The organism is Natronolimnohabitans innermongolicus JCM 12255 (assembly GCF_000337215.1).
Classification (GTDB): Archaea; Halobacteriota; Halobacteria; order Halobacteriales; family Natrialbaceae; genus Natronolimnohabitans; species Natronolimnohabitans innermongolicus.
Window position 1 is genome coordinate 26,451 of sequence record NZ_AOHZ01000080.1, and the last position, 14,374, is coordinate 40,824.

Genomic DNA, 14,374 nt, shown 5'->3' on the forward strand with positions numbered 1-14,374 from the left:
CGCAATATCTATCTGTTCGGACGTAAGCGATGTTCGCTCGCCCGTGAGCTATCCGAGCGTCGACTCGAGGTCGTCGCTGGCCTCGAGCAGCTGGATCAGGACGTCGGCGAACAGCGAGCCGGAGCTCCAGATCGCGGTTTCGCTCCCGTCGTTGTCGACGACGCTCAACAGGAGGCTGTCGTCGTCGACGACCGCGATCCGACCCGAGCGGTCGTCGTCCTTGTGGCGGGCCGGCGGCGTCTGGGTGACGACGCCATCGATGTCTTCGAACGACTCTCGAACGGCCTCCGTTCGGCTGATGATGAGGACGCCAACGCCGGCTGCGGCCCGTTCGCGAATCGTCTCCTCGATCGCATCGGTGACGAACTCCGGCAGTCGTGTCCCGAAGATGATCCGATCGTCGGCCTGCGAGAGGAGATCAACTACGCGGTTGTCGATCCGCTCGCGGCTTCGGACGGTCCAGATGTCTTCCTGGGTCTCCTCGGTCGTCGGCTCTTCTTTGACCGAGTCGACGTAGTCGAACGCGCGTTCCTGTTCGCGTTCGAATCGATTCCGGAGCGTCTCTTGTGCCTCGTCGAGGCTGACCGGTCGATACCGGATCGGACTCGACTGCTGGACCTCGAGTAGCCCGCGGTCCTCCAAGCTCTCGGCGACGCTGTAGACCTGCGAGCGGGGCACGTCGGTGACGTTGGCGACGTCGCGTGCGGTTCCGGATCCCAGACGATGTAAGGCGATGAATACTTTGGCCTCGTAGCTGGTCAATCCGAGTCGCTCGAACGCGTCGACGGCCTCGCTCTCGTCTACTGTCACTCGTTCCCTCCGTCGGACTCTCTCTCGTCGCTGCCCATGTCCGTTTCGGTCGCGACACCGCCGTCAGCGGTCGGCGTTCCGGACGTCACGCCGGACGTGTCGAACGAGACGTCCGGTCCGAAGTACCGGGTCCAGAGGATCAACAGCGTCGGCAAGACGACCACGCTCGCGAGGAACGAGTAGGTGATCGTCAGGCCGGTGATGATCCCGAACTGCTGGAGCGCCGGCAAGATCGCGAAGGCGAGCGTCCCGAAGCCGCCGACGGTCGTCGCCGCACTGCCGAGCAACGCGCCGCCGGTTCCGGTGACGGTCGTCCGCATCGCCGACCAGGCGTTGCCCTGTCGCTCTAACTCGAGTGAGTAGCGGGCGCTGACGTGGATGCTGTAGGCGACCCCGAGACCGATGGTGAGGCTCGTAATCATCCCCGTTAGCACGTTGAACGGCATGTCGAGCAGGTACATCGTTCCCAGGATCCAGCTCACGGCGAAGGCGACCGGGAGCAGCGTCACCGTCCCGAGCGTCGCGCTGTTGCCGGTCAGCCAGTAGGCCGCCGTCAGGAAGGCGAAGACGGCCACGAGCGTGACCATCAGACTCGTGAGGACGGTATCGAGCAGGTCCTGTTCGACGATGTGGTTGACGATCGGATCGCCGGTCGCGATGGCGTTCAGTTCGCCATCGCCGGCATCGAGGTTGCGCTCGTCACCGGTGCCGCTGGCGTCGATCAGGCCGGCGATCTCGCGCACTTCAGTGGTCGTGTCGTCGAACTCGGCGCCGCCCTGAATGCCGACGGTCAGGAGTATCGCCTCGTACTCGCCGTCGTCGGTGCGGTCGATGACGGCGCTTGCACCCTGTTCGTTCGCTTCGAACAGTTCGTCGTACAATTGCTGTATGTTCTGAGTTGGAACGCCGTCGTCGTTCAGCGACGCCTGGTAGGTCTCGTTGAACGATTCGTTTTCGGCTGCAGTCTCTTCCATCACCGAGAGCGGCCCTTCGACGTCCGCCTCGCCGTTTGGCAGCGTGTAGACGACGTCCTTCTCGGCGGCCTCGTCTTGCGCGTCCGAGAGCTGTTGTAACGTACTGTCGTCTGTTATATCTCCCTCGACTAAGATCTGCGTCTGCGTGTCTTCCCGCTGGAAGTTCTCGTTAACGAACTCGAGGTTATCGGCTGCTTGATACTCGCCGGGAGCCATGCCGCCGGGGAGGTATTCCGTCCAGGCCGGCGGGCTCTCCGCGAGGAAGTCCTCCTCCTCGAAGCTGGTGTCGACTTGCGTCGCCCCGTAGACGCCGCCCGCGGTCAGCAACAACGCGGCGACGATGATCACGAGCGGGATGCGACGCGCCGCGGTCGAGCCGACCGTGAGGAGACTGGTGAACCGCCCTTCGCCGGTCCCGAACGCTCGCTTGCGGCGGCTCCAGCCGCGGGACTCGAGGACGGAGTCGATCTCGATCTTGAGCGCGGGGATCAGGCCGCCGAAGATGATCAGCGCGGCGATAATCCCGACGGAGCTGACGACGCCGAACTCCCGGATCGGACCGATGGGGCTGACGAGATTCGAGAGGAATCCGATGGCGGTCGTCGCCGTCACCCAGACGAGGGCGACGCCGACGCCGGCCAGCGCGATCGACATCGAACCGCGAACCGTGCTGGTGACGCCATCGGCTTCGCGTTGCTCGCGATGGCGCATGAAAACGTGGATCGCGTAGTCGATCGAGAGCCCGATCAACAGGACGGGCACCGCGATCATCATCTGATTGAACGCGATCCCGGCCCACCCCATGAAGCCGAACGTCCAGATCAACACGCCGATGATCCCGACGACGCCGAGCGCGATGTCGAGCGGATCGCGGTAGGCGACCGAGAGGGCGATGACGACGAACAACAGCGCCAGCGGTCCGACGATCGCGAGGCTGTCGTCCATCGAGTTCTCGATCTCCTCGGTGATGACGCCGATACCGAAGAGTACGTACTCCTGGCCGTCGTCTTGCGCGTTCGCGATGTCGCGGAGATCGAGCTGGCTCTCGAGGGTGTCGTCGAGCTCGCCACCCATCATGTCCTCGCCGTCCATCTGCTGGGTGACCATCGTCATCCGCGTCTCGGCCTCGGTCGAGCCCGGCTCGTAATCTGATGGCATGAAGTTCAGCGCCGGCGCGTCGCCGTTTTCACCCTCGGTCAGGGTGTCGGTCAGCACCTCCTCGAACTCGTCGTCGCCGAGTGCCTCGAGGGTCTCGATCTGCTCGTCGAGCGAGGGCTGGTCATCTCCCTCCTCGAGTTCCGTCTGTTGTTCCTCGAGGGCTTCCTGATCTGCTTCGAGTACCTGCTGGTCGTCCTCGAGTTCCTCCTCGCGTTCCTCGAGTTCGGCAGCGTCTTCCTCGAGTTGCGTAAACTCGGCTTCGAAGATACCGACGGTCGCGCCCTCGGAAACCTGTTCGAGCTCCTCGGAGAGGGCCTGATACTCGTCGTCAGCTTCGGGGTCGTCGAGTTCCTCCTCGAGTGCGGCGAGTTGAGCGTCGATTTCGAGCGCCTGTCCGACCAGTTCGCCGTACTCCGCAGCCTGCTCGTCGTCGAGTTCGGCGGCGGCAGCGGTCTCTTCGATCGTGGCGTCGATCTCCGCTTCGGTGGCCCCCTGTCGCTGCAGGGCGAGGCTCTCATCGAGTCCCTCTTCTAGGGTTGCAGTTCTGGTCTCGAGTTCTTCCTCGCGTTGTTCGAGTTCGGCGCCGTCTTCCTCGAGTTCCGCACCGCGTTGTTCGATCTCCGCACCGCGTTCTTCGAGCTCGGCACCCTGGGCTTCGAGGTCCGCGACCTGTTCGTTCGTGACCGCCGTGATCGCGACGATGTTCTCGACGCCGGTGATCGCGTCGTCCTCGACGAGCGTACTGTTGACCGACTCGTTAGCGCGTATCTCCTGTTGGAGCTCGAGCGAGTTGAGCAGCGACTCCTGTGTCAGGACGTTCTCGTCTTCACCCCTGACTATCAGCTGTACCGACGTGGTATTCTCGTCGTCGTCGACGACGAACCGCTCGTCGATGTCCTCGAGCGCCTCTGCGGCGTCAGAATCGGTCTCGAACTGATCGAGCGACGAGTCGTCGTCGAGCATCGGCATCCCTGCTCCGGCGAGTGCGGTCAGCAAAAGCAAGGAGACGATGACGACGCGCGAGTGGTTGGCTACTGCACCAGCAATGCGAGTTGGGAGACTCATCAACTCACACCTCCTAATTCAGCCGTCTGACTACTGGGGACCATTCTGTTGTTACGATCCTACAAACTCGGAGTATATACTTGTTCGGATCGGCGTATCATATTGATAATATTTCACATGACAATCGTAACGTCGCAGACAGTCTGGTTGCCGAATCGGACGGAAACGCGACTGCACGGAGACAAAGGCGTTCCCGCGGTTTCGGCGGAGGGCGTCGCCAGTACCGATGTCGTGGCGCATGGTCCTCCACCGAGCACGCGCGCCGCCCTCAAAAGCAGTCTCCGTCTCCGCTACCGTCGTCCGTCACTGCTGTCACTGCCGTCACCGCCGTCCGTCACCGTCGTCCGTCACCGTCGTCCGTCACCGCCGTCCGTCACCGTCGTCCGTCACCGCCGTCCGTCACCGTCGTCCGTCACCGCCGTCCGTCACCGCCGTCCGTCACCGTCGTCCGTCACCGTCGTCCGTCACCGTCGTCCGTCACCGCCGTCCGTCACCGTCGTCCGTCACCGTCGTCCGTCACCGCCGTCCGTCACCGTCGTCCGTCACCGCCGTCCGTCACCGCCGTCGCCGCTCACTCGACCGAGACGGTTTTGAGATCCTCCGCGAGCCGTACGTCGCCGTCGTAGTGGCGCTCGATCGACTCGAGCATCTCGTCGTGGCGGCCGTCAGTGTGCGGGTAGAGGTGGGTGAGGTAGACCCGACCGATTTCGCGCCCGGCGAGTTCTCGACCGAGCGTTTCGGGGGTGGGATGGTTCGAGACGTCGACGTCGTCGGGGAACGAACAGTCGTGGGCCAGGATCGCCGACCCGTCGGCGAAGTTCGCCAGTCCGGCGAAGGCCTCGCTGTCGCCGCTGAACGTGAACAGATCGCCGAATCGGTAAGCCAGACACGGCAGCGAGTGGCGCGTCTCGTAGGCCGAAACGTCGAAGCCCGCCACGGAGAACTCGCCGGGAACGACCTCCCGAACCTGTAACTCGAGTTTACCCTGCATGTACTCGTGGACAGACAGCAGGTCGTCGATCAGCGATTTCGTTCCCTGCGGCCCGACGATCTCGAGGTGTTCCTCGCCGGCGAGCCAGCGGGCCTTCATCAGCGGGAGCAGATCGGCGATGTGGTCCAGATGGTGGTGGGTCAACAGTACGGTCGAGACGTTCTCGTAGCCGACGCCGGACTGCTGGAGGCGGTGTAACACGCCAGAGCCGCAGTCGACGAGCAGCGTTCGTCCGTCTTCCTGGACGAGGATTCCGGTCTGGAACCGTTCGCCGGTCGGCATCGCGCTGCCGCTTCCAAGGAACGTGATACGCATACCGACGTCTCCAACGGCCCGTCCGATAAGCGTAGTCTTCTTCGACGACGGTGGCGGCCGAGGTTCGACCCGCCGCGTTCCCCGGCCGCGATCGCCGTTCGATTCACGCCGACACGACGTCGGCACGGATCGTTCGATCCGTCGACGTGAACAGGAACCGATCGTACGTCCCTTCGTACGCGTCCATTCGCGGTTCGTAGCTCGAGCCGGTCGTCTCGACGCCGACGGTGTGTCCGTCGTTGCTACCCGCGTATTCGTCGGCGGAGTCGTTCGGATCGTAGACGGCGAACGTGACGCCGGTGTCGTCGACGTCGTAGTCGTACGCGAGCACGTAGTGGCCCCTGAGAACGTCGTCGCCGGTGATCGTCAGTCCCGCGGATCCGTAGTCGTCGAGTGCGTCCCGGAGCTCGCGCTCCTGCGCCTGATAATCGATCCATCCCGGACGCAGGAGCGGCCACCGGTTGAGCCACGAGTCGATCTCGGTGAACTGGCGCCGATGGAGGCGCTCGATGTCCTCCCGGACCGGTCTCGAGTCGCCGTCCTCGAGCGGTTCGTTCACGTGCTCGATCTCGCTCGCCGACTCGCGGTCGACCGGCATGGAATCGGGTTCCTCGAAGTACTGCTGGGCTGTCGCGGCCATGCCGTAGCAGTAGCCCTCGGTGCCGAACAGCCGCGTCGCGTTCCCGTAGAGTTCGTCTGCGATCGAGCGGACCCGCCGCTCGAGGCTGCCGGTCATCGAAATCCCCGACGCCATTCCCAGCGGGCCGTCCCAGTCGGACAGCAGCCGAGTTCGTAGTTCGCTTCGATCGACGAACTCGACGGGATCCGGGACGACGGGCGGCGTCGAGAAGTTGTCGAAGCCGAACCCGTCGGTTGCGGGAGCGAAGCCGGCTCTCCCGTCGCTTTCGGCGTCGGCCGTCGAGTCGAACCGACGCTTCCACGCCGTGATCGAGAGTCCGCCGACGAGCGCCGAAAGCGACGCGCCACACAGCAGTTGTCGTCGTGTGAGTCGTGACATAGATTTCCGTAAGTCGCGCGGGGGCGGCTCGAACGGAGCAACCTGCCGCCGAGCCGTGCGTCGGTTCTGTTCGTCGCCGGTGATAGACATATACGGGGACCCTGCGAATGCTTGCGTTCCGGTGCCGTCGAACTCGATCGCTGACTCTCGGTCCGGCGTTCACTTTCGCCCCGGTGGGCAAACCCTCTTATCCGACGCCCCCCGAGTCGACCGCAATGAGCGGGAGCGACGACCTCGAGTTGCCGATCGACGACGCCGACCTGCCGTTCGATCCGTCGTCGATCACCATCGAGGACCGGGACGTCTTCGGCGTCCTCGAGCCCGCGGTTCAGGAGTGGTGGCTCGAGGAATTCGGCGAGTTCGTCCCCGAGAACGAGGGGTTCTTCACCCCGCCACAGCGCGGGGCGATCCCGAAGATCCACCGGGGAGAGAACACGCTGGTCTGTGCGCCGACCGGGTCGGGCAAGACCATGTCCTCGTTCCTTTCAATAATCAACCATTTGTACCGACGCGACCGCGACGCCGACGATGGCCTCGAGAACGCCGTCTACTGCCTCTACGTCTCGCCGCTGAAGTCGCTGGCCAACGACATTCATCGGAATCTCGAGGTCCCCCTCGAGGGGATCGAGTCAATCGTCGCGGACCGAGACGGGGACGAACAGATGGGCGAAATCCGCCACGCGATCCGCCACGGCGACACGCCCTCGAGCGAGCGCCAGAAGATGCTCGAGGAGACGCCCCACATCCTGAATACGACGCCCGAAACCCTGGCGATCCTCCTCAATTCGCCGAAGTTCCGCGAGAAGCTTCGCACCGTCGAGTACGTCATCGTCGACGAGATCCACTCGCTTGCGGCCGGCAAACGGGGGACGCATCTGTCGGTGAGCCTCGAGCGACTCGAGGCGATGGTCGACCACGAGATCACCCGTATCGGCTGTTCGGCGACGATCGAGCCGCTGTCGCAGGTTGCGGAGTTTCTGGTGGGCTGTGAGGCGCCCAGCGCCTCGAGCGACTCGAGCGCCTCGAACGGGGGGAAAAGCGATCCGCGGGAGCGCGACGAATCGGACGGCCAACCGGACGCCGAACCGCGCGACTACGAGATCGTCGACGCCCGCTTCGCCCGCGAGTTCGATCTCGAACTCGAGTGTCCGACCGACGACCTGATCAACACGCCCCGCGAGGTCGTCCAGGAGCGGTTCTACCGGATGCTCCACGACCACGTCCAGAACCACACCAACACGATCGTCTTCACCAACACGCGCTCGGGCGCCGAGCGGGTCCTGCACAACCTCCGCGAGCGCTTCGGGGCCTACGACGAGGCGAACTCGGGCTGTCACCACGGCAGCCTCTCGAAGGACGTCCGCCACGATATCGAGCGCCGGCTCAAATCGGGCGAGCTGGACGTCGTTACCTCCTCGACCAGCCTCGAGTTGGGGATCGACATGCCCCACGTCGATCTCGTGGTGCAAGTCGGCTCACCGAAGTCCGTCGCCGCTCTTCTCCAGCGGGTCGGCCGTGCCGGCCACCGCGTCGGACAAACCGTCACGGGGCGCGTGATCGCCCTCGACCGAGACGAGTTGCTCGAGTGTGCCGTCATGCTGAAGAAGGCCGAGGAGGGGTTCGTCGACTCCGTGTCGATCCCGGAAAACGCCCAGGACGTCGCGGCCCAGCACGTCTACGGGATGGCTATCGCGGAGATCCGTCCCGAGTCCGAGGTGCTCGGAACCCTCCGGCGAGCCTACCCCTACCGGAACTACACGGACGAGGAGTGGGAGTCGCTCTGTCGGTATCTCACGGCCGAGTACGCCGGTCTGGAGGAGAAAAACGTCTACGCCAAGATCTGGCGCGACGAGAACGATCCGCCCGACGGCGAACACCACTACGAGGAACACCCCGTCGGCGAGCCCTTGGTCGGCAAGCGCGGCCGGCTGGCGCGGGTGATCTACATGACCAACATCGGCACCATCCCGGACTCGTTCACCTGCGACGTCTACACCCGCGCGGACAGCGACTGGGTCGGCCAACTCGACGAGAACTACCTCGACACGCTCGAGAAGGGCGACGTCTTCGTCCTCGGGGGCGACCACTTCGAGTACCGCTACCGTCGGGGATCGAAGGTGTACGTCGACCGCACCAGCGCGCGCCCGACCGTCCCCTCGTGGTACTCCGAACGGCTGCCGCTTTCGTACGACCTCGGGCGCGAGATCCTCGCGTTCCAGGACGAACTGCTCGAGCGCTACGACGCGGGCGGCCCGCCGCGGGTCCGCGCGTGGCTCCGGGAGTTCCCCCTGGACGACGACAGCGTGCGCGCGACCGCTCGCCTGTTCGAACACCAGCTGCGGTACGCGGGCGTCGAGAGCGTCAGCACGCCGGACCGGCTCGCGATCGAGGTCGTCCGCGACCGCGAGGAGTACGAACGCCACTACTACGTCCACTCGGCGTACGGCCGGAAGTTCAACGACGGATTCTCCAGGCTGCTCGCCTATCGCTGCGCCCAGGAGGCGACCGCCAACGTTCGCGTCGCCGTCGCCGACAACGGCTTCGTGCTCTCGATGCCGCTGAATCGGAAGGTCGACCTCGAGGGAATCGTCGATGACCTCTCCGCCGACGCCGTTCGCGAGGACCTGCGGGCCGCAATATCCGGAACCGACCTGCTCCAGCGGTACTTCCGGATCAACGCGACGCGCTCGCTGATGATCCTCAAACGGTACAAGGGCTACGAGAAGTCCGCCAGCGAACAGCAGGTCTCGAGCGAGATGCTACTCGGCTTCGCGGAGGATCTCGAGGCGTTCGCCGTCATCGAAGAAACCTACCGCGAGATTCTGGAGGACAAGCTCAACGTCGCCGAACTCGCCGCCGTCGTCGACGACATCGACGCCGGCGACCTGGAGGTCGAACGCCAACTGCTCGACTCGCCGACGCCGCGGGCGTTCGGACTGGCGACGCTGTCAGCCAGCGACGTCGTCCTCGCGGAGGACGAGAGCGCGGCGTTGCAGGCGTTTCACGAGCACGTCCTCGAGGAGATCGGCGAGGAGAAACTCTTTGAGCTGAATAGTGAAAAGCTGAACTGAATGATTATAAAGTATAGTTAACGCGAGTCAAGTAATACATATATAGAATATAGAAAAGCAATTATAGATGATAAAAACATCCCGTCTTGAACAATATCTGCGACTTGACTGGAAACGCTGTTAATTGTCAGGAAAGACAATAGTATAATTATAACTGACGCCTGTATCTCGATTCTATCACGATCCATGTTCAAATAATATCATACGTCCTCACTAAAGTCTTCGTTCCAACTCGACACACCTGTTGGAAGGTCAATAGAAACAGGCCCAGAACCAAGAGAGATGTCCTCAATCACGTTAAACTCACCAGATCCAAGTCTTCCATAAGTCTGTTCGTAGAGTCCTTTCACTTGACCAGTTGCATCTTTTTGTCGTCGAATAGCACACTGAATGGATCCCCACGTTTTGGTTGGATGTGTACCGTCCTCCCAGCCCGGGTAGGGTTCTGCTACGTCAATTTTAGCAACTACAGCATTATCGAATTCTGGCCCCGTAATAGGTTCGTTTATGATTTCTGTTGATGCTTCTTCTTCCATTGGGTCCGCTGGCCAACCAACCTCTGTCCATTCATGAACAACTCGTATATTAATGCCGTCATCAATTGGGCCGAATATATTATCTTCGAATGCAAGTACAACGATATCCTCTGGACCTAGCGAGTACGTGAATTCAAATGCGTTTTCTAATTCCCAGTATAATGTTATGGTATAGTGATTTTCACCACTAGCCCGACTACCAACGGTGAAGTTAAATTGTGCTGATGATTTATCATAGCGGTTAGGGGACACTACAGTTTCGTTACCATTCGATACCGATTCTGGATCTATAGGGCGTTCAACATTATCATGAATATAATCAATGTCATTTTCATCCATCATTCGTAGTGCCTTTTCAGTCTCCCCCTGCCGGAGCAATTTCTCTGTCCTGTTTACTATCTCTTCAGAGGGTGATGTGTTCGTCGCTGCACCGACTTGCGACAGATTTGCTATAGCTAGTCCTGTACCTATTCCTTTCAATACTGATCTTCTATACCTCATATGCTAATCAGTTAATATTATCTATATTAAATCCTTCGTTCAATATATTATTTGTCGAATCACAATCTCATAGTGTATATTATGCGAACCTAACTAAAATGAAGTCTATGTACAAGCTTCAAGCGTATTAACGCTGGCAGAAATATCCCAAACAAATTTTATGTTGGAAACGAATCTTGGAGCATGCCCCCAATATCGACGGATGGGCACAAGACACAAACTCGCGCTGGAAACCGAGCACGGTGGCCAATGACCACGCTTGGGACCAGAGATGTTTAGATATGGTCGATCATAAAACAGAGACCGACGAAGAAGAATTACAGGATGGAGGTCAATTACAGGAGGGTCAATGCCACGGTACTGCTGCCGGAGGGAGAGGCCGACGTGATGTAGCCCTACGAATACGCCGAGCGACTGGCTATCGTTCTCGACAGCACTACGCTTACACTGCTGTTGAAGGTCTACCACCGAATTCCCGGCGACCAACCGGGCCGTTACGGACGCTCATCTCACAAGTTCTTGGGTTGAGCTCACCAAAACCAACATATATTAGAACATTGACCAAATCCGATTACGAGACCGAATGCAATCATGACTGACGACAAACAGCCGAACTGGGACTTCAAGGACCGCGATATCGCCATTCTCTGTGAGCTCTCGAAGGATCCGCAACTCTCCTCGCGGGAGTTGACGACCGTCCTCGAGTCGGAGTACGGCATCGACGTCTCGCACGTCACCGTCAGCGAGTCGATCCGACGGATGCGCGACGAGGGCGTCTTCCGCGAGGCGATCATCCCGAACGAGGAGTACTACACGTTCGCGCTGTTCGAATTCAAGTTCAACACCGAACACTTCGAGGAGGGCTGGCGCGAGGCCATGGAGCACATCAAAGCGGACAAACACACTCTGTTTTTCTTCCTCTCCGACGGGGAGTACCAGTGGAAGACGGTGATGATGTTCCGGGACCGACAGGACATCTCGCGGTGGATCCACGACTGTTACAAGGAGTACGGGAGCGTCATCGCGAACATCCGGAACTCCGCGGTCCACAACGTTCTCAAGTTCCAGACCGATCCGCAGATTTACGAGGATCTCGGCAAAGAGTGAACGAAACCGGGCTCCGTCCCCGGTGTGGATCCGAACGCCGCTACTAACGGAACAACCGATAGGTCGTCCGGCCGACGGCCGCCTCGCCGGCGTCGCCGACCACGGAGACCTCGGTGACGCCGGTCGTACTGCCGGCGCGGACGACCTCGGCGTCGGCTCGGAGGTCGCCGATCGCCGGTCGGAGATACGAGACGTTGAGATCCGTCGTCGTCAGGCGAGCAGACTTCGGATCGTCGAACGTCGTTCTGAGCGCGAACGCACTCGAGGTGTCGATCAGCGTCGCGACGATCCCGCCGTGGACGGGATCGTACCCCTCGTTGCCGATCGGATTCTCGAACTCCTCGTTGCGCTCGATCTCGATGACGGCGTGTCCTTCCTCGAGTCGTTCGACCCCGATATCGAGCCACGAGAGGTAGCCGTGTTGCTCGACGAACGACGTCCACTCGGGCCAGTCGGTCGCTGATTCGGGGTCCGTCATCGGATCACTCCCCTTCGAACTCGGGGTCGCGGTCCTCGGCGAAGGCCATGGCGCCTTCCATCACGTCGTCGGTGCTCGAGAGCAGACCGAAGCCCTGGCTCTCCATCGCGATGGCGGCCTCGAGGCTGGCGTCTTCGCCCTGGTTCATGACCTTCTTGGCGACCTTGAGGCCGATCGGCGGGCCGTTGCGCAGGTCGGAGACGAACTCCTCGACGGTGTCGTCGAACTCCTCGCGGTCGACGGCGCGGTTGATCAGCCCCCAGTCCTGGGCGCGGTCGGCGTCGATGTGTTCGCCGCGGAAGACGAGTTCCTTGGCGCGGGTCTCGCCGAGGACGCGAAGCAGGCGCTGGGTGCCGCCGCCGCCGGGGATCAGGCCGAGGTCGATCTCGGGGGCGCCGAAGGAGGACCGCTGGGTCGCGATCCGGAGGTCACAGGCCAGCGCGAGTTCGAGGCCGCCGCCCAGACAGAAGCCGTCGATCTTCGCGAGGACGGGGCGCTCGAAGTCGTTGACCGTCTCGAAGGCGGGCGTGACGTCCATCAGGTCAGTCGGGTCGGCACCCGAGAAGCTGGTGACGTCGGCGCCGGCGGAGAAGGCGCGGTCGCCGGCGCCCTCGATGGTCGCACAGCGGACCTCGTCGGTGTCGACCGTCGAGAACAGGTCGTCGATCTCCTCGAGCAGTTCTCCCGAGAGGGCGTTCATCCGCGAGGGGCGATCGAGTTCGACCTGCAGGACGCCGTCCTCGAGTTCCACGTTCAGGTTGTGGTAGGAGTCGAGATCGCCGTCGTCGGCGTCGTACTCGTAGAAGCCGTCGCCGGCGTCCTCGCCGGTCTTGCCCTCCTCGACGAGTTCGACGAGGTACGGGTGAGGCTCGAAGCGGTCGGCGCCGGTCTCCTCCTGTAGCGTCTCGAGTTTCTCGAGGATTTCATCGAGGCCGATTTTGTCGGCTCGGCGGCAGATACCCTCCGGGAAGCCGAGTCCGAGCTGGACGCCGGTGTCGACTTCTTCGGGTTTGGCGACGCCCTCGCCGACGAGGAACGCGGCGCGGTTGGCCATCCGCGCTTCGACGCGCAGCCAGTCGAAGTCGCCGGCGTCGTCGGGCTGGTAGTCGGCGCCGTCGCCGTCCTCGTAGTCGTAAAAGCCCTTGCCGGTCTTCTGGCCGAGTTCCTCGGCCTCGACTTTCTCCTCGGTAATCGGCGGGATCGGGCTGCCACCCTCCTTGCGGACGTGATAGCCCACGTCGATGCCGGTCAGGTCGGCGAGTTCGAACGGCCCCATCGGGTAGCCGCGCTCGTGGGACATGGTGGCGTCGGCTCCGCGGATGGTCGCCTCGCCTTCCGAGACCATGAACGCGGGCTCGCCGCCGAAGGGTCCGACGATGGTGTTGACGACGAAGCCGCGGACGTCCTTGCGGACGTAGATCGGCGTCTTGCCGACCGACTCGACCCACTCGTAGCCGGCTTCGGCCGCCTCGTCGCTCGTGTCCTCGCCGTAGATGACCTCGACGAGGTCCATCTTGACTGGCGGGTTGAAAAAGTGCAGGCCGAGGACGCGCTCGGAGGTGTCGACGACCTCCGCGATGTCCGTAATCGGGAGACTCGAGGTGTTCGTCGCGAGCAGCGTGTCCTCGTCGCAGTACTCCTCCAGGTCGCTGAAGATGTCGTGTTTCAGCTCGAGGTTCTCGGGTGCGGCCTCGATGACGAGGTCGGCGTCGGCGACGGCCTCCTCGAGGTCGGTCGTGATGTCGATCCGGTCGAGGACCTCGTCGGCCGTCTCGTCGATCAGTTCCTTCTCCTCGAGTTTCTCGAGGCTCCAGGCGATCGACTCGTAGCCGTCCTCGACGAACTCGTCTTTGATGTCACGCATCGTGACATCGTAGCCGCCCATCGCGGTCACTTCCGTGATTCCGTGCCCCATGTTCCCCGCGCCCAGTACGGCGACGCGGTCGATGCTGTCGAGTGACATGGTCGGATGCTCTACCGGGACGGTCTTAATACCACCGACACCGACTTAGCAATGTTAAGCACGTTGTTTCCGGTTGTTCGCGGTGTACGACGTTTCTAAGGTTCGACGAACGTCGGTAATCGGGGACTCGAGCGGGGAGAGCGTGGACTCCCCGTCGTCACGATATCGCGGTTCAGCACGCCGAAAGCGCGGTGCGGTCGCTCGAGCAGGTCCAACTCGAGACCGACGATCCGAAAACGGTCTGCGATCGACTGACTGCGGTCCGTCGTTCGATCGAACGGCGCATGATCCGCGCGACTTACACACTCCACGAGAGACAGCAGGCCCGAGTCTCCAACGTCAAACAATAGTTTCACATACACTTCTCTCGCACATGTTGATGATGAA

Annotated in this window: 9 protein-coding genes; 2 read left to right on the plus strand and 7 right to left on the minus strand. The window is 62.0% G+C overall.

The features are described 5' to 3' along the window. Nucleotides 1-48: 48 nt before the first annotated feature. The 4 genes from C493_RS16505 to C493_RS16520 all read right to left on the minus strand — a co-directional run bounded on the left by C493_RS16505 (nt 49) and on the right by C493_RS16520 (nt 6,331). Nucleotides 49-810, minus strand: a complete 762-nt coding sequence (locus tag C493_RS16505; protein ID WP_007260617.1) for a TrmB family transcriptional regulator — start codon at nt 808-810, stop codon at nt 49-51. After that, the gene (locus C493_RS16510) at nt 807-4,007 is read right to left on the minus strand and encodes an MMPL family transporter (protein WP_049889432.1); all 3,201 of its coding nucleotides are present in this window, start codon (nt 4,005-4,007) and stop codon (nt 807-809) included. The genes C493_RS16505 and C493_RS16510 overlap by 4 nt, the downstream gene beginning before the upstream one ends. Before the next feature lie 571 nt (nt 4,008-4,578). Beyond that, nucleotides 4,579-5,313 carry an MBL fold metallo-hydrolase gene (locus C493_RS16515; RefSeq protein WP_007260619.1) on the minus strand — a complete coding sequence of 245 codons (735 nt, stop codon included), beginning with the start codon at nt 5,311-5,313 and terminating at the stop codon, nt 4,579-4,581. 103 nt (nt 5,314-5,416) lie between these two features. After that, on the minus strand, nt 5,417-6,331 hold the full coding sequence (locus C493_RS16520; RefSeq protein ID WP_007260620.1) for a hypothetical protein: 915 nt from the start codon (nt 6,329-6,331) through the stop codon (nt 5,417-5,419). Between the two features lie 215 nt (nt 6,332-6,546). On the opposite strand from C493_RS16520, the gene C493_RS16525 reads away from it, so the two are divergent. After that, nucleotides 6,547-9,402 (plus strand): ATP-dependent helicase, encoded by a 2,856-nt coding sequence (locus tag C493_RS16525; RefSeq protein WP_007260621.1) that lies wholly within the window; start codon nt 6,547-6,549, stop codon nt 9,400-9,402. 200 nt (nt 9,403-9,602) lie between these two features. On the opposite strand, the gene C493_RS22795 is transcribed toward C493_RS16525, so the two are convergent. Then, nucleotides 9,603-10,439 carry a hypothetical protein gene (locus tag C493_RS22795; RefSeq protein ID WP_152421187.1) on the minus strand — a complete coding sequence of 279 codons (837 nt, stop codon included), beginning with the start codon at nt 10,437-10,439 and terminating at the stop codon, nt 9,603-9,605. A gap of 591 nt (nt 10,440-11,030) precedes the next feature. On the opposite strand from C493_RS22795, the gene C493_RS16530 reads away from it, so the two are divergent. Beyond that, nucleotides 11,031-11,546, plus strand: coding sequence for an Lrp/AsnC family transcriptional regulator (locus C493_RS16530; protein ID WP_007260622.1), 516 nt, complete (start codon nt 11,031-11,033; stop codon nt 11,544-11,546). A gap of 43 nt (nt 11,547-11,589) precedes the next feature. Here C493_RS16530 and C493_RS16535 read toward each other — a convergent pair whose 3' ends face one another. Further along, entirely contained in the window at nt 11,590-12,024 is a 435-nt protein-coding gene (locus tag C493_RS16535) for a PaaI family thioesterase (RefSeq protein WP_007260623.1), read from the minus strand. A gap of 4 nt (nt 12,025-12,028) precedes the next feature. Then, nucleotides 12,029-13,987 (minus strand): 3-hydroxyacyl-CoA dehydrogenase/enoyl-CoA hydratase family protein, encoded by a 1,959-nt coding sequence (locus tag C493_RS16540; protein ID WP_007260624.1) that lies wholly within the window; start codon nt 13,985-13,987, stop codon nt 12,029-12,031. Between the last annotated feature and the right edge of the window lie 387 nt (nt 13,988-14,374).